The sequence below is a fragment of the Polaromonas sp. genome, from assembly GCF_029945925.1.
GTDB lineage: Bacteria > Pseudomonadota > Gammaproteobacteria > Burkholderiales > Burkholderiaceae_C > Polaromonas.
The window spans coordinates 230347-245335 of the sequence record NZ_JAQSDN010000033.1 but is presented as its reverse complement, the minus strand read 5'-3'; the positions used below and the strand labels follow the sequence as shown (position 1 = coordinate 245335).

Here is a 14989-nt window from a genome sequence, read left to right as displayed (position 1 = left end):
ACAGATCGCCGCATCAACCGCCCTTCAGGCTCATACCTGAATTGGAAAATACTGCACCGTGCGGCCAAAGTCAACGATAGTTTCGCCGGCTATGTTCGGCAGCGCACAAATGGCCGGCGCCGGTGATGAATTTCCGGCCTTGACAAAGCTTTGGCACAATTTGGCCATGACCCTCCACGCTTCCAACTTCGCCCCCTACCCGCTCGGCCGGCCGCGCCGCCTGCGCCGCGACAGCTTCACGCGCAACCTGGTCCGTGAGAACGCGCTGAGCGTCCATGACCTGATTTACCCCGTATTTGTCACCGAAGGCAGCCAGCGCCGCGAACCGGTGGCCTCCATGCCCGGCGTGGAACGGCTCAGCCTGGATTTGCTGCTGCCGGTGGCCGAGGAGTGTGTGCAACTCGGCATTCCGGTGATGGCGCTGTTTCCGGTGATCGACGCCTCGCTCAAGACCTATGACGGCAAGGAAGCCTTGAACCCGGACGGCCTGGTGCCGCGTGTGGTGCGCGAACTGAAAAAGCGTTTCCCAGAGCTCGGCGTGATGACCGACGTGGCGCTCGACCCGTTCACCAGCCACGGCCAGGACGGCCTGCCGGACAAGGAAACCGGCTACATCCTCAATGACGAAACGATAGCCCTGCTGGTCGGGCAGGCGCTGGCCCAGGCTGAAGCCGGCGTGGACATCGTGGCGCCCAGCGACATGATGGACGGCCGCATTGGCGCGATTCGCCAGGAGCTTGAATCGCGCAAGCTGATCCACACCCGCATCATGGCCTACAGCGCCAAATACGCGAGTGCGTTTTACGGCCCGTTCCGCGATGCGGTCGGCTCCTCGGGCAACCTCGGCAAGGCCGACAAAAAGGTCTACCAGATGGACCCGGGCAACAGCGACGAAGCGCTGCGCGAAGTGGCCATGGACATTGCCGAAGGTGCCGACATGGTGATGGTCAAGCCCGGCATGCCTTACCTGGATGTCGTGCGCCGCGTCAAGGACGAGTTCGGCGTTCCGACTTTTGCGTACCAAGTCAGCGGCGAATACGCGATGCTCAAGGCGGCCGCGCAAAACGGCTGGCTGGACCACGACGCGGTGATGATGGAAAGCCTGCTGGCCTTCAAGCGCGCCGGTGCCGACGGCGTCCTCACCTACTTCGCCATCGCAGCAGCGCGTTTGCTACAAAAAACATAGCTGTCCGCGCACAACCGACAAGGGCTGCAGTCCAATTCGACCATCAACTGGACAGACACCGTGCAAATAGTTGAATTCACCGCCGACAGCCTGCGCTTTTCCGACGCGCTGCCAGCGCAGGCGCCGGCAGATGGGTTTGTCTGGTTGTTTCTGGACCGCGACGAATTCGAAACCCACCAGGCGCTGCTGCAGCAGGCGGCGCTGCAACTGGGCGGCTCGGCCCTGCTGGACCTGCACAGCCGGGACCTGCGCAACCCGGCCCACCCCTCGCATTACGACTACACCTCGATCTACGACCTGATCATCTTCCGGCGGCTCGCGACGCAGGTGGAAAGCCGGGACGAAACCGAACAGGAAGTGGTCACCGAGGCAGCCGGAGGACAGGGTGGGCTGCCGCGTCCCAAACCACGCGGCGGCCTGCCCGCCTTCAACCGTATCAGCTCCAGGGCCGTGGGTTTTGTGGTGTTCGACCGGCTGCTGATCAGCGTGCATCCGCGCGGCTGCTACACCGCCAAAAGTTTCCTCCAGCGCTCGCTGACCGACGCCAAGTTCAGCGTGGACAGCGTCACCGCGCGCAGCCGCATCCCGTCCAGCCCGGCCGACCTGGTGCTGCGCATGGTCAACACCATGGTGGACAGCTACCTGGATGTGCGCAAGGAACTCACCAAGCAGCTCGAACACTGGCAGGCCGAACTGCTCAAGCCCAATTCGCGTTTCATCAACTGGGGCTCGCTGATGGGCGCACGCAGCCAGCTGCATGTGCTGGAAGACCTGTGTGACGAGCAGCACGACGCGATGCAGGAGTGGCTCGATTCCTTGCGCGAGCAGCCGATGTCGTCCTTTGCCGCCGATGAACAGCTGGCGCTGACCCGGCGCGACCAGATGGTGGCGCGGGCGCGCGATGTCATCGAACACATCGAGCGGGTGGTGCACCACGCGCGCCGGCTGGAACAATCCGCCGAAACCGTGGTGCAGATCCACTTCAGCGCGCAGAGCAACCGCACCAACGACATCATGCGCACGCTGACCGCGCTGACCGCCGTGTTTCTGCCGCTGAACCTGATCACCGGGTTTTTCGGCATGAACTTCGAGTTCATGCCCCTGATTCACCAGATCAGCGGCTTCTGGTGGACCCTCGGTTTCATGGTGCTGCTGGTGGTGGTGGTGGTGTCGATCTTCTGGCGCAAGCGCTACCTGGCCAGAAGCAGACGTTAGGGGCCAAGGACATGGCGGCGATGGTGCGCATCGGTTGCGCCGGCTGGAGCCTTCCCAGGGGCAGCTGGCCGGCGGTTCCCGACACCGGCACCCATCTGCAGCGTTACGCCCAGCGCTTGCATGCGGTGGAAATCAACTCCTCGTTCTACCGGCCGCACCAGCCGGCCACCTATGAACGCTGGGCCGGAAGTGTGCCGCCGGATTTCCGCTTTTCGGTCAAGCTGCCCAAAACCATCACCCACGAAAACCGCCTGCGCGACTGTGCACCGTTGCTGCGCAGCTTCCTGGCCCAGGCGCACGGCCTTGGCGACCGACTGGGCTGCCTGCTGGTGCAGTTGCCGCCCAGCCTGGCTTTTGAGGACAGCACAGCGACGCCGTTTTTCACGGCCCTGCGTGCGCAACACCCGGGCGCCGTCGCGCTGGAGCCGCGCCACGCGAGCTGGTTCACGCCGGAGGTGGATGCGGCGCTGAAGGAGTTTCAAGTTGCCCGGGTGCTGGCCGATCCGGTGCGACATGAGGCAGGCGCATCCCCCGGCGGCTGGCCCGGACTGGTGTATGTGCGGCTGCACGGCTCGCCGCGCATGTATTACTCGTCTTACAGTGACGCGACGCTGGAAGCGCTGGCGGCGAAACTGCGGCAAGCCGCCGACGGCGGCGCCGATGTCTGGTGCGTCTTCGACAACACCGCGGCCGGCGCGGCGATGGTCAACGCACTGGCGCTGGGCCGCCTGCTGGGGGCCTAGACAAAGGGCGGAGCCAGTTCCTCAGCCGCCAGCACCCGCTGCACCGCGGGCCTGGCCAGCATGCGCTGCAGGTAAGGCCCGAGGTGCGGACGCGTGCGGGCGGCGGGGGACTGGAAGTTGCGCGTCCAGCGGCACAGCGTGAACACATAGGCGTCCAGCGCGCTGTACTGCTCGCCGGCAAACCAGGGACCGCCATGGCGCGCCAGCTCCGCATCGAGTTGGTCCAGCATGGCGCCGACTTTTGCTTCGGCCTGCGCCTTGACCTCCGCCGCCCCGGCGGCATTGCCGGCTGCCACCGAGCGTTCCGGATAAAAGTAGGTGATCAGCGTGGCCTGCAGGGTGTTGGTCAGCCACATCAGCCATTTGTAGAAGTGAGCGCGCTCTGCGGTGCCCAAGGGCGGTACCAGCCCCGCTTCGGGATGCATGTCGCTCAGGTGCAGGCAGATTGCCGCGGTTTCGTACAGCACCAGGTCGCCGTCGACCAGCACCGGGATCAGGCCGTTCGGATTGAGTTGGAGATAGTCCGGCGCCTTGTGGGCGTTTTGCAGGCGGTCCACCAGCACGCGCTGGTAAGGCACGCCGATTTCTTCAAGCACGATGTGCGGCACCATGGCCGCGGTGCTGGGGTAGTAATGAAGCTGCATCATGGCCCCCACGCTCGCTCACTGCGTGTAGCTCGTTGCCCCCCGAGGGGGCCGCTGCGCCTGCGGGCCGGCAAAGCCGGACCCGCGGCCCCGGCTTGAATGAAATAGGGTCCCCACGGTTGCTCACTGCGTGTAGCTCCCTGCCCCGCGAGGGGGCCGCTGCGCCTGCGGACTGGCGAAGCCAGATCCGCGGCCCCTGCTTGAAGATTCGGGGAAACCACAGGGGATTTCTATGGCTTGGCGACGCCAAACAGGGTCGCGCCGTTGTCCCAGGCGATTTTCCGCGCCACGTCGGGCGGCAAATCACCGAGCCAGGCGCGGTAACCCTTCATGAGTTCGTCGTAATACTGCCAGCGCTGGTTGACCCAGGTGTCCGAGCCGATCATGAAACGTGTGGGGTACTTGAGCAGCAAGGCGCGCCACTCGGGGCACAGCTTGCCCGCCTCACAGGTCAGGCCGGGCCGGTAGGACAACTCGCCCATCAGCGTCGGGTAGCGGGCCAGCAGCGCCTCCACCCGCGCCACGGGCACGCCGCCGATGCCGGTGTGCGCCCAGATCAGCCGGGCGTTGGGCGCATGCGCCATCAGCAGGTCGATGGCCACGTCGTCTACATGCGAGAGCACCGCGAGTTTGTTTTTCTCGGCGAACTGCATCAGCTTTTTCGCGACCGGTCCGTTGGCATTGGTGCTGTCGTACAAATGGAATTCGCCGATGCCCTTGTACGGTCCGGCCTGGGCGCCGCTGACGCCGCGCGCGAACTCGGCCTGTACCATCTCGTAAATCGTCTCATCACGAAACCAGTTGTCGTAGTCGGCGCGGTTGCGGTAGAGGCGGATGAAGGGCACCACGGTCACACCGGCCTGCTTTGTCTGCTCAAGCGAGGCGAGCGCCTTGGTGCCGTCGTTGGGCCGCGAGTTGGCGACGATGGCCTTGACGCCGCTCCGCTGCATGCGCGCCAGCACATCGGCCGGCGAGTGAGGCCCCACACTGCCGTTCCAGGCCTCCTCGTTGTAATGCAGGTGGGCATCGAACAACGGGCCGTTGTAGTCGGCAGCCCGGGCGGTCGCCGAAAACGCTATCAAAAGCAGAGCTGCTGGCGCCCGCCAGACAAGGGCTAGAGGCCAAAAACACTTGAAACTCGGGCGACCCATGGCTCAGCCCAGGTGTTTGGCGAAAAACTCCAGCGTGCGCGCCCTGGCCAATGTGGCCGCCGCCTCGTTGTAGGAGCCACGCTGGTCGCAGTTGAAGCCGTGATTGGCTTCGTAAACAAACACCTCCACGCCGGGCTGGGCTTTCTTGAAGGCCTCGACGGTGTCCAGCGGAATCCAGTGGTCCTGGTCGCCAAAGTGCGCCATCACTGGGCAGGCCGGCTGGCGCGTGGGTTCGTCACCCGCCGTCATGCCGCCGCCGTAATAAGGCACGGCGGCCGACAGGCCGGACAGGGTGGCGGCCGCGCGCCAGGTCAGCAAGCCGCCCCAGCAGTAACCGACGATGCCGACCTTCTTGCCGCCCGTGCTTTTCGCGGCGTGGTGGATGGCCGCCTGGATGTCCTGCAACACGCCGGGCGCCGGCAGGGCGTCAACCGCGGTCTTGAGCGCGAAACCAGCGTTCATGTCGGCCTCGGTGTAGCCCAGTTCCACATCCGGCTTGACGCGGTGGAAGGTGGCCGGTGCGACCGCCAGGTAACCGGCCGCCGCGTAGCCGTCGGCGACCGAGCGGATGTGCGAATTGACGCCGAAAATTTCCTGCACCACCACCACGGCGGCTTTCGGCGCGCCAGCCGGCTCGGCCACATAGGCCGGAAAAACAAAACCGTCGGCGGCTGTGAGGTCTATGAATTTGCCCATGGCGGAAGTCTCCTGTTCAGTTGCTGGTTAACGATTCAATTTTTCAATTTCAATTTCAATTTACCTGGCGGCAAGTTTTTTCTCCAGCAGACCCAGCCGGTCCTGGCCCCAGAAAATCTCGCCATCAACGACATAACTGGGTGCGCCAAACACCCCCGCGTCGATGGCCTGCCGGGTGTTTGTTTCATACAGTTGCCCGATGGCCGGGCTGTGCGACTGGGCCAGGCGCCCGGCTTCCAGGCCGCACTGGTGCAAGATCGCCGCGAGCACCTGCTCGCTGGCAATGTCGCGCTCTTCCACCCAGACCGCCCTGAAAATCGCGCCGGCCAGGGTCATGGCCGCGGCGCTGCCGTCGGCCTGGTCCACCGCCGTGATCAGCCGCGCGGCGGGGTCGCCCCCCACGGGAAAAAATTTGGGCTGGCGGTTCAGCGGCAGCTGCAGGTGTTCGCTGAAGCGCTGCAGCTCCACCAGCCGGTAGGCCTGGCGCTGCGGCGCGCGCTGGCCCAGCGGCAGGCCGCCGGAGATCGGAAAGATCTTGCCGAAATCCACCGGCAGCACCCGCACCGCCGCGCCGGCGGCGCTGGCGATCTGCGCAAAACGCTGGTGGCCCAGGTAAGTCCACGGGCTTTGCGGCGTGAAGTAATAGTCGATGGTGGTGCTCAAGGGTGTCTCCAGTGGGGAAGCTGTTTTTGCGGCCGTTGCGGCCGATTGAGGTAGATTCGGGTCAACCCGGTTTGTAACCGGGATTGCATTTTTTTGCTGGAGACCGGCTTTGTCCAACATTGTTCTGATCACCGGGGGCTCGCGCGGCATTGGCGCGGCCACCGCCCTGCAGGCCGCCCGCGCCGGCTACGCCGTGGCGGTCAACTACAGCGCCAACTCGCTCGCCGCCGACGAGGTGGTGCGGCAGATCCGCCAGGGCGGCGGCACCGCCATCACGGTGCAGGCCGACGTGGCCGAGGAAAGCCAGGTGCTGGCCATGTTCGAAAAAGTCGATGCCAAGCTCGGCCGGCTCACGGCACTGGTCAACAACGCCGGCGTGGTGGACCAGACCTCGCGGGTGGACGGCATGAGCGTGGCGCGCCTCAAACGCATGTTCGACATCAACGTGATCGGCACCATGGTCTGCGCGCGTGAAGCGGTCAAACGCATGAGCACGCGTTACGGCGGCGCGGGCGGTGCCATCGTCAATGTCTCCAGCGTGGCCGCGCGGCTGGGCGCACCCGGCCAGTATGTGGACTACGCGGCCGCCAAGGGCGCGGTGGACGTCTTCACCATCGGCCTGGCCAAGGAAGTGGCGGCCGAAGGCATACGCGTCAACGCGGTGCGGCCCGGCATCATTGACACCGACATCCACGCCTCGGGCGGCCTGCCCGACCGCGCACGCGACCTGGCGCCGCAGGTGCCCATGCAGCGGGCGGGCAGCGCGGACGAAGTGGCGCAAGGTATTGTCTGGCTGCTCGGCAATACGTCGAGCTACACCACCGGCGCGCTGCTGGACATTGGGGGGGGCCGCTGATGGACTTCAAACCGCTTGTCACGCTGCTGGCCATCGTCAACCCGCTGGCCATCGTGCCGTTTTTCATTCACTACACGCGGGGATTTTCGACAGAGCAGCGGCGGCGCACCATCGTCATCGCGTCGTTCAGCGCCTTCATGGTGATTGCCACCAGCGCGCTGCTGGGCCTGCAGATCCTCGAGTTCTTCAGCATCTCGCTGGCCAGCTTCCAGGTCGGTGGCGGCATGCTGCTGCTGATCAGCGCCATGAACATGCTGAATGCGCAGCCGGCCGAAGCCAAACCGAACACCCACGAGCTCGAAGACGGCGCGGAAAAAGCCGCCATGGGCGCGAGCATTGCCGTGGTGCCGCTGACCATTCCCCTGCTCACCGGCCCGGCCACCATGTCCACGGTGGTGATCTACGCCGAAAAAGCCCAGAATTTTTTCCAGCTCAGCCTGCTGGTCGGCTACGGCGTGGTGATCGGCCTGGCCACGGCCGTGTGTTTCGCGCTGGCCGAACCGATCGCCCGCGTCCTGGGCAAGACCGGCATCAACGTGATGACGCGGCTGATGGGCCTGATCCTGGCCGCGCTGGCGATCGAGGTGATGACCGGCGGGCTGCTCAAGCTGTTTCCCATCCTCGGCCGCTGACGAGGACAGACTTCATGGCTTGCGCGCAGGTTTTGCTGGTCGAAGACGACCCCGCCATCGCCAGGTCCGTCATCTACACGCTTGAGCGCGACGGCCTGGCTGTCACGCACAGCCTGCTGCTGAGCGATGCGCGCCGCCAGCTGGGATTGCGCGCGCCCGATTTGCTCATCCTCGATGTCGGTTTGCCCGACGGCAGCGGGCTGGATTTGTGCAGAGAAATACGCACCGCCAGCAACCTGCCTGTGCTGATGCTCAGCGCGCATGGCGAGGAAATCGACCGCGTGCTCGGCCTGGAACTGGGCGCCGACGACTATGTGAGCAAGCCCTTCAGCCCGCGTGAACTGCTGGCGCGCGTGCGTGGCATGCTCAGGCGCGCACGCATGCATGCGCCTGCCCCGGTGCCCTCCTCGGGCGTCAGCCCCTTCGACATCGACCTGGCCGGCCAGCGTATCAGCCTGCAGGGCCGGCAGCTGCAACTGACGCGCCGCGAGTTCGGCCTGCTGGCCGATTTGCTGCGCCACCCCGGCCGTATCCGGTCACGGGAGGACTTGCTTGCCGCTGTCTGGGGCGCAGATTCGGACAGCACCGACCGCACCGTGGACACCCACATCAAAACCCTGCGCGCCAAGCTGCAGGAAGCCGCCCCCGGACAGGACTACATCGTGACGCACCGCGGCATGGGTTACTGCATGGGGACATGAACACCCCCGTGGCTTCGTTTCGCCTTCCCCCTTGCAGGGGACGAGGCCTGCAGCCTGGCCCTTCGACAGGCTCAGGACAGGCCAAGGCCGGTTCCGCGGCGTCTGCTGGCATGGTGCAACGTTTGGAGCCATTGACGTGCGTTTAGGAATACGCCTGCTTTTCGGTTTTTTCCTGGTCACCGGGCTGGCGGCCTTCTTTGTGCTGCGGGTCTTCATGACCGAGGTCAAGCCCAGCGTGCGCGAGGTCATGGAAGACATGATGGTGGACACCGCCAATATCCTGGCCGAACTGGCCAGCGACGACCTGGCCGGCGGCAACATGGCGGCCGGGCGTTTTGCGCAGCAGGTGCGCGGCTATGCGCGCCGGCCCATTGACGTGAAGATCTGGGGCCTGGACAAGCAGTCGCTGGACTTCCGGGTCTACGTCACCGACATCAAGGGCACGGTGATGTTCGACTCGGAGAACGTCGCGACCGGCCAGGATTATTCGCGCTGGCGCGATGTGGCGCGCACCCTGCGCGGGGAGTACGGCGCGCGCGCCACCCGTGAAGTCCAGCAGGACGACCGCAGCTCGGTGATGTATGTGGCGGCACCGGTATTGCACGACGGCCGGACGATTGGCGTGCTGACGGTGGCCAAACCCATGTCCACCATCCAGGCCTTCATCGACCGGGCCGAGCGCAAGATTTTGCTGAGCGGCCTGCTGCTGCTGGCGCTGTCACTGGCCATCGGTGTGGCGGTGACGCTGTGGGTGGTATGGAGCATTCGCAAGCTGCGCCACTATGCCAACGCCGTCGGCCAGGGCGGCAAACCCGCGGTGCCGCAGATTCCGGGCGAGCTGGGCGAGCTGGCGATGGCAGTGGACGCCATGCGCCTGAAACTCGAGGGCCACGAATACATAGAAGGTTATGTACGTGCACTGACGCATGAGCTCAAAAGCCCGCTGGCCGCGATTCGCGGGGCCGGTGAGTTGCTGCAGGACGAACTGCCCGAAAACGCGCGCCGCGAATTTTCGGGGCAGGTGCTGGCGCAGACCAGCCGCCTGCAAGCGCTGGTGGACCGCATGCTCGAGTTGACCAAGCTGGAGCAACGCCATGCACAGGTCCGCCGAGAGCCTCTTCTGTGGACTGACGTTATCAAGTCTTTTGGCATGACAACCCAGTCGGGACGTGCGCAGCACGCTATTGAAATCATAGTAGATGCCGGGCCGGCCGGGGTGCACGCCGAGCCCGGACTCCTGGGCCTGGCGCTCAACAACCTGCTGGAAAACGCCCGCTCGTTTGCGCCGGCGGGTTCGGTCATCACGATTGAAGCCGGTGATGGCCTGGTCGCCGTGCAGGACCGCGGGCCCGGCGTGGCGGACTATGCCCTGCCGCGCCTGGGGGAGCGCTTTTTTTCGACCGTGCGCCCCGACGGCCAGACCAAGGGCTCCGGCCTCGGGCTGGCCATCGTGCGGCAAATCATGCTGCTGCATGGCGGCCGCATGGTGGTGCGCAACACCCACCCGGGCTTGCGCGTCGAGCTGCACTTCTGAATCGTCAGGCACGCAAGCCGCGCGCATCAGGCGGCCGCCCCGACAGCCGGTTCGGTCTGCCTGAAGCGTGCATACCAGTCAATCCGGCGCGTCAGCATCATGATCGCAGCCAGCACGGTGAACAGGGCCACCGCGCCGACCAGCAGGGCCGTCTGCTCGATCTGCAAAAGCACAAAAAGCATGCCGTAGAGCACCGCAATGCCCAGACCAAAAGGCAGGCCACGCGCCCAGCCCCCGAGCATGTAGCTGGCGTAATAAGTCAGCAGCAACACACAGGACGACGACGCGATGGCATAGGCCGCGTCGAATCGCATGTGCTCCGACAGGCTCACCAGCAGCAAAAAGAACATGCTCATGGCCGCGCCCACCAGAAAATACTGGATCGGGTGCACGCGCAGCGCTTTCATGAACTCGAACAACCCGACCGCGAGAAAGGTCAGGCCGATAAAAAGCAGGCCGTATTTGGTGGCCCGGTCGCTCAGCGCATAGGTATTGGCCGGGTCGACAAAGGTCACGCTGAAGGCTTCGAGACAGGATCCCCGGGCGCCCCCTCCGCCTGCCGGCGGACACACGCCCTTTCCCCTGGCGCCGTCCTTTTGCGTCACGTCCTGCTGCGCCGTGCTGGCCAGTGCGCTTACGCGCCAGGTCGCTTCAAAGCCGTCGTCGGTGATCTTGCGTTCGACCGGCAGAAACTGGCCGCCAAAACTCGGATGCGGCCAATTCGAACTCAGATGCATGCGCGTGTCGCCCCCCAGCGGCACGACGGAAATGCTTTCCGTGCCGACCAGCTCCAGCTCGAACTGCGCCTCCAGCGGCATGGCACGCGCCAGCGCAGGCGGCAGCGGCGCATGCACGCCGCGCGGGTAACTGCCGAAGAAAGTGCCCGGCTTGAGTGGCAAAGTCTGCTCGCCAATCCTGACGCTGGCGTGGCGGATGCCGCGCGCATCGGACACGGCCATCATCAGCAGCGGCTGGCCGCAGTTCATGCGCGAGCCGGCGTGCAGGGCCGTCGGCTTGAGCGCTTCCGTGTCCGTCCACTGCGCGACGAGTTGTGCCTTGAGGCTGAATACCTGCGTCGCGTGCAGTCCCCGCGCGCGCGGCTCCAGCTGGCTGGTGCCCTTGACCGAAAGCAGCGCCGGAGCGGCCACCATGAGGAACTCGCGCCGCTCGGCACGCACCTCCTTGTCAAGCTTGAGGTCCCATTCTTCCGTGCAGCTCATGTGGATCAGCGGCCCGGTCAGCGTCTGCGCGCCGGCCAGGCTTTGCGCCACGCCCTGAATGGCAATCTGGCGGTAGGTCTGGCGGTCGTGCACCACGGCACTGATCTGCATCAGGCCAGCGATGAGCAGCATCAGGACCAGAGCGATAGACAGTAGTTTTGATTTCATTTGCATCCTTTCGTTTTGATGACGAATGGAGTGTGCAAAGGCCTTGTGAAGCCGGTATGAGCAAAAAGGGCTTGTGTGAAACCGGGGTGAAGTGGCGCACTTTTTCAAGCGCCCCGGCCAGCCCCTGCGCTCGCCGCGTACTTGCCAGTCCGGCACCGGGTGACGCTGGCTCAGTGACGATGCAGGTGGTGCGCATCGGGCACATGCGGGTGGGCGTGCTCCAGCGGCTCGTGGTGGTGGCTGTGGCTGTGTGTCCCCTCGGGCATTGGCAGGTGGTGGTGGTTGTGGTGACCATCGGCATGGTTGTGCGCATGTTCATGGTCCATGGGCGCGTGGCTGTGCACATGGCCGTGCGACTCCATCAGGTGCAGCAACACACCGCCCAGCATCAGTAGCCCGCCGGCGCCCATCCACGCGCTGACCGAGCGGTCGCCCAGGGCCAGCGCGAACACCGCGCCGATGAAGGGCGCGAAGGCGAAAACGGAACCGGTGCGGGCGGCCCCGAAAGCCCGCTGGGCCAGCAGGTAAAAGCGCAGGCTCAGGCCGTAGCCGGTGGCGCCGACCGCCAGCAGCCCGGCGGCGGCCTCCAGCGCGGGTACCGGTTCGGCGAAAACCAGCGCGAGCAGGGCCGTGACCGTCGCGCCCAGTGCCGCCTTGACCAGCACGACCTGCCCCGGGTCGCGCTCGGCGAGCGCGCGTGACAGGGTGTTGTCCATGCCCCAGGCGGCCGTGGCCACCAGCACGGCCAGCAGGCCGGCCAACTGGGCCCCGCCGAGGCGGGCCTGGTCCAGAACCAGCACGGCCCCGCCGGCCAGCAACAGCGCCATGGCGACCCAGACGCGTGCGCCCAGGGTTTCACGGTAAAGCCGCCAGGCCAGCAGCGCCGTGAACAGCGCCTCCAGGGTCAGCATCAGGGACGCACTGGCGCCGCTGGTGCGCTGCAGGCCCCAGGCCAGCGCCACCGGCCCGATCACGGCCCCGAAAACCACCACCGCCAGCAAACGCCGCCCATCACTGCGCTGCAGCCTTGCCTCCTGCTGGCGGCCTTTCCTGAGCAGCGCGCCGGCCAGCGCGGCACCGGCGTACAGCAGGGCGGCCGTGGTCAGCGGCCCCAGGCCCCGGCCCAGGGACTGCACCAGCGGCGTGCTGACACCGAAAAGCGTCGCCGCCAGCAGCGCCAGCAGGCCACCGCGCAGGGCCGGTGTGTTCATGCTTGTTTCCTCAAGAGATCAATCAAATCGGCCTCCACCCCAACACCGGCGGTCGTAAGCAGCTATCTTTTTTGCAGCAACCTGACCAGCCGGTTGCTGGTGTTGCGCAGGCGCTGGGCCAGCAGCTGGGTGATCTTGACCATCAGCTTGGCACCGACGCCGGGGTGCTGGCGTATCAGCTGCCCGATGGCGGCGCGGCTCAGCACCGCGGCCTCCACGGCGTCGATGGCGGTGCAGGTGGCGTAACGCACATCGCGGTCGAACATCGACATTTCGCCGAGGACCGCGCCCTCGGTCGTCACCCCGAGGCGGGACTTGTTGTCCTGGGCACCCGGATCGTCGTCGCCCGCCGGCGTGGTTTTGGTCACATCGACCGTGCCGCTGAGCAGCAGCAGCAGCCAGTCGCCGGCATCACCCTCGGCGATCAGCACCTGCCCGGGCTGCGCGCGGATCAGCAGCATGGCTTCACCCAGCGTGTCGAGCTCTTTCATTGTGAAGTCTTCCAGCAGCGCCGAGTGCTGCAGCAAGGCCGGGCCGCGGCCGGACATCTTCTGGCAGCTGCCCAGCACTTCCAGCCCGGCTTGCCGCAGCTGGTCTTCCAGGGAACGGGGTGCCGGCGCGCCCGCCGACTCCCCTTGAAGGGGAATGTCCCCGCCCGGCGGCGACGCGGCGGCGTTCAGGGGATTTTCTGCAGCCATTGCGAGATCTCCTCGATCGCGGCGTCGGTCGCCGCGGTCAGCGCGCGCACGCCGCCGGCCGCGTCGGCGCTGGTCGCCGGATGCTGGACCGTGAAGTAGCGCTGGGCCAGCAGTTTTTCGCCGCCCGGCGTGTTCTCCACCAAGGTGGCGTGCAGCCGCACCAGGCCGGTGCTGCTGGTGGGCGACTGGAACAGGTGGCTGAACTCCTCGAGCTGCAGCTGCAGCGTGCGTGGCAGCACTCCCAGGGCGGCGCTGCGGTTCAGGGCCGGACCTTCCCCGGCGTTGAAGATGGCCCGGTCGCGGCCCAGCGTTTCGCGCAGGCGCTGGCGCACCAGTTGCGCTGGCGGCATGCTCCAGCGCGCCTGCGAGTAGGGTCGCAGTTGCTGCGCATCGGCGTAGGCCAGCCGGTACAGCACCGCCTGGTTGTCCAGCGCGCCGCCGGGCGTCGAGATGTCGCTGAGCGCCAGCGGCGGCAGCGGCGCCTGCCGCGCCGCTGCCGCCGTGCCGAGAGGCCCGGGCCCGAAGTCATAGAGCGCGGCGCGCAGCGGCTTGTCGGGCAGGGCCGAGCAGGCGGAAAGCGCCAGCGCCACCAGCAGCATCATGCCAAATCGACCTACAGCCCTTGTCTGGCGAGCGCCAGCAGCTACGGTATTGATAGCGTTGACGGGGTTCAGGGGGTTCATGGTTTTCCTCCGGGAGCGGTAAAGCCCTCCTCACCCGGACCGGGCGTGGGCGGGCCATTGCCGAAAATCAGCGATTGCGGGTTGTCGTCCACCGCATTGACGGTGCGCCGGAGCTGGCGCATGGCGCGGGCGGTTTCCTCGGCCACTTCACCGAGCCGCGGCAGGGTGGCCGCGCTGAAGGTCTCCACCGTGGCCGACAGGGCAGCACCACCTTCGGCCAGCTTGTCCAGGGCACCGCCCTTGGCGTTCAGGCGCTCGGCCGTGGTGTTCACCTCGTTGGCGGTTCTGGACACATCATCGGCCGCGGTCTTGAGCGACTTCATGGTGACGCTGGCCTCCTGGCTTAACTTGGGCAGTGACGACACCACCGGGTCCAGCTTCAGGGCCACCTTGTTGATGCTGTCGGCCGCCTGGCCGAACTGCTGGACAGCGCTCATCAGCGCCTGCTGGTTGCCGTCGCCGAGCAGCTTGTTGAGTTTGGTGCTGGCCGCCTCGACCTGGTCCATGATCACCTCGCTCTTATTGAGCAGCTTGTCGAGCAGCCCCGGCTTGAGCGGGATGCGCGGCGGGTCGTCGTCGTTGGGCACCAGGAGCTCCGTCGAGGGGCCGTCGTCCTCGAGCTGGATGAAGCCCAGCCCGGTGACGCCCTGCGAGCTCACGGTGGCAAAGGTCGACTGGGTCAGGGGCGTGCCGACATCGACCGAAATGCGCACCAGCACGTTGCCCTTGGTCTTGTGGTCAAAGCCGATGAACTCGACCTTGCCGACCGGCACGCCGCGAAAACGCACCTGCGCCTGCGGCTGCAGGCCCGAGATCGTCTCGCGCGTGGACAGCTCGTACAAGTGGCGCTCGCCGTTGTCGCGTGTCAGCCAGACGGCCAGCAGCGCCAGCAGGGCGGCCACCACCAGCACAAAAGCGCCGGCAGCCATGGCATGGGCTTTGTTTTCCATTTTGAAAACCTCTCTTAATAGCTGTAGCGATGCATGGC

The 14989-nt window shown here is 66.0% G+C and carries 16 protein-coding genes; 7 read left to right on the top strand and 9 right to left on the bottom strand.

Features of this window, described 5'->3' with window-relative positions:
* The first annotated feature begins 166 nt into the window (after positions 1 to 166).
* Genes hemB through PSV40_RS08695 form a run of 3 tightly spaced genes read left to right on the top strand, consistent with a single transcriptional unit; the run spans position 167 to position 3144 of the window.
* A complete protein-coding gene (gene hemB, locus PSV40_RS08705) occupies positions 167 to 1186 on the top strand; it encodes a porphobilinogen synthase (RefSeq protein WP_300536581.1) in 1020 nt (339 codons plus the stop codon).
* Between the two features lie 60 nt (positions 1187 to 1246).
* Positions 1247 to 2401, top strand: a complete 1155-nt coding sequence (locus PSV40_RS08700) for a magnesium transporter CorA family protein (RefSeq protein WP_300536579.1) — start codon at positions 1247 to 1249, stop codon at positions 2399 to 2401.
* 11 nt (positions 2402 to 2412) lie between these two features.
* Positions 2413 to 3144, top strand: coding sequence for a DUF72 domain-containing protein (locus PSV40_RS08695; protein WP_300536577.1), 732 nt, complete (start codon positions 2413 to 2415; stop codon positions 3142 to 3144).
* Here the strand turns inward: PSV40_RS08695 and PSV40_RS08690 are convergent.
* The 4 genes from PSV40_RS08690 to PSV40_RS08675 form a co-directional block, all read right to left on the bottom strand.
* A complete protein-coding gene (locus PSV40_RS08690) occupies positions 3141 to 3791 on the bottom strand; it encodes a glutathione S-transferase family protein (protein WP_300536575.1) in 651 nt (216 codons plus the stop codon). The genes PSV40_RS08695 and PSV40_RS08690 overlap by 4 nt on opposite strands.
* Positions 3792 to 4018: 227 nt before the next feature.
* Positions 4019 to 4867: an amidohydrolase family protein gene (locus PSV40_RS08685; RefSeq protein WP_300536607.1), complete on the bottom strand. Its 849-nt coding sequence runs from the start codon at positions 4865 to 4867 to the stop codon at positions 4019 to 4021.
* Between the two features lie 75 nt (positions 4868 to 4942).
* Entirely contained in the window at positions 4943 to 5635 is a 693-nt protein-coding gene (locus PSV40_RS08680; protein WP_300536573.1) for a dienelactone hydrolase family protein, read from the bottom strand.
* A gap of 60 nt (positions 5636 to 5695) precedes the next feature.
* The gene (locus tag PSV40_RS08675; RefSeq protein WP_300536571.1) at positions 5696 to 6298 is read right to left on the bottom strand and encodes a 2-hydroxychromene-2-carboxylate isomerase; all 603 of its coding nucleotides are present in this window, start codon (positions 6296 to 6298) and stop codon (positions 5696 to 5698) included.
* 109 nt (positions 6299 to 6407) lie between these two features.
* On the opposite strand from PSV40_RS08675, the gene PSV40_RS08670 reads away from it, so the two are divergent.
* From PSV40_RS08670 to creC, 4 genes are all read left to right on the top strand, one after another.
* Positions 6408 to 7154 carry an SDR family oxidoreductase gene (locus tag PSV40_RS08670; protein ID WP_300536569.1) on the top strand — a complete coding sequence of 249 codons (747 nt, stop codon included), beginning with the start codon at positions 6408 to 6410 and terminating at the stop codon, positions 7152 to 7154.
* Positions 7154 to 7786 (top strand): MarC family protein, encoded by a 633-nt coding sequence (locus tag PSV40_RS08665; RefSeq protein WP_300536568.1) that lies wholly within the window; start codon positions 7154 to 7156, stop codon positions 7784 to 7786. Before PSV40_RS08670 ends, PSV40_RS08665 begins: the two co-directional genes overlap by 1 nt.
* A 14-nt stretch (positions 7787 to 7800) precedes the next feature.
* Positions 7801 to 8487 carry a two-component system response regulator CreB gene (creB, locus tag PSV40_RS08660; protein WP_300536566.1) on the top strand — a complete coding sequence of 229 codons (687 nt, stop codon included), beginning with the start codon at positions 7801 to 7803 and terminating at the stop codon, positions 8485 to 8487.
* Between the two features lie 136 nt (positions 8488 to 8623).
* Complete coding sequence (gene creC, locus PSV40_RS08655; RefSeq protein WP_300536565.1) at positions 8624 to 10021, top strand: two-component system sensor histidine kinase CreC; 1398 nt, start codon at positions 8624 to 8626, stop codon at positions 10019 to 10021.
* Positions 10022 to 10047: 26 nt separating this feature from the next.
* Here creC and creD read toward each other — a convergent pair whose 3' ends face one another.
* The 5 genes from creD to PSV40_RS08630 form a co-directional block, all read right to left on the bottom strand.
* Complete coding sequence (gene creD / locus PSV40_RS08650; protein WP_300536563.1) at positions 10048 to 11409, bottom strand: cell envelope integrity protein CreD; 1362 nt, start codon at positions 11407 to 11409, stop codon at positions 10048 to 10050.
* Positions 11410 to 11579: 170 nt separating this feature from the next.
* Positions 11580 to 12620 (bottom strand): DMT family transporter, encoded by a 1041-nt coding sequence (locus PSV40_RS08645; RefSeq protein WP_300536561.1) that lies wholly within the window; start codon positions 12618 to 12620, stop codon positions 11580 to 11582.
* 62 nt (positions 12621 to 12682) lie between these two features.
* The gene (locus tag PSV40_RS08640) at positions 12683 to 13318 is read right to left on the bottom strand and encodes a cyclic nucleotide-binding domain-containing protein (protein ID WP_300536559.1); all 636 of its coding nucleotides are present in this window, start codon (positions 13316 to 13318) and stop codon (positions 12683 to 12685) included.
* Positions 13297 to 14001 (bottom strand): ABC-type transport auxiliary lipoprotein family protein, encoded by a 705-nt coding sequence (locus PSV40_RS08635; RefSeq protein WP_300536557.1) that lies wholly within the window; start codon positions 13999 to 14001, stop codon positions 13297 to 13299. Before PSV40_RS08635 ends, PSV40_RS08640 begins: the two co-directional genes overlap by 22 nt.
* Positions 13998 to 14951 carry an MlaD family protein gene (locus PSV40_RS08630; protein WP_300536556.1) on the bottom strand — a complete coding sequence of 318 codons (954 nt, stop codon included), beginning with the start codon at positions 14949 to 14951 and terminating at the stop codon, positions 13998 to 14000. Before PSV40_RS08630 ends, PSV40_RS08635 begins: the two co-directional genes overlap by 4 nt.
* Positions 14952 to 14989 lie beyond the last annotated feature (38 nt).

Bases quoted from the DNA above. Each gene is read 5' to 3' on its own strand.
- hemB (WP_300536581.1), top strand. From the start codon at position 167: ATGACCCTCCACGCTTCCAACTTCGCCCCCTACCCGCTCGGCCGGCCG.
- PSV40_RS08695 (WP_300536577.1), top strand. From the start codon at position 2,413: ATGGCGGCGATGGTGCGCATCGGTTGCGCCGGCTGGAGCCTTCCCAGG.
- PSV40_RS08690 (WP_300536575.1), bottom strand. From the start codon at position 3,791: ATGATGCAGCTTCATTACTACCCCAGCACCGCGGCCATGGTGCCGCAC.
- PSV40_RS08680 (WP_300536573.1), bottom strand. From the start codon at position 5,635: ATGGGCAAATTCATAGACCTCACAGCCGCCGACGGTTTTGTTTTTCCG.
- PSV40_RS08665 (WP_300536568.1), top strand. From the start codon at position 7,154: ATGGACTTCAAACCGCTTGTCACGCTGCTGGCCATCGTCAACCCGCTG.
- creB (WP_300536566.1), top strand. From the start codon at position 7,801: ATGGCTTGCGCGCAGGTTTTGCTGGTCGAAGACGACCCCGCCATCGCC.
- creD (WP_300536563.1), bottom strand. From the start codon at position 11,409: ATGAAATCAAAACTACTGTCTATCGCTCTGGTCCTGATGCTGCTCATC.
- PSV40_RS08645 (WP_300536561.1), bottom strand. From the start codon at position 12,620: ATGAACACACCGGCCCTGCGCGGTGGCCTGCTGGCGCTGCTGGCGGCG.
- PSV40_RS08640 (WP_300536559.1), bottom strand. From the start codon at position 13,318: ATGGCTGCAGAAAATCCCCTGAACGCCGCCGCGTCGCCGCCGGGCGGG.
- PSV40_RS08635 (WP_300536557.1), bottom strand. From the start codon at position 14,001: ATGAACCCCCTGAACCCCGTCAACGCTATCAATACCGTAGCTGCTGGC.
- PSV40_RS08630 (WP_300536556.1), bottom strand. From the start codon at position 14,951: ATGGAAAACAAAGCCCATGCCATGGCTGCCGGCGCTTTTGTGCTGGTG.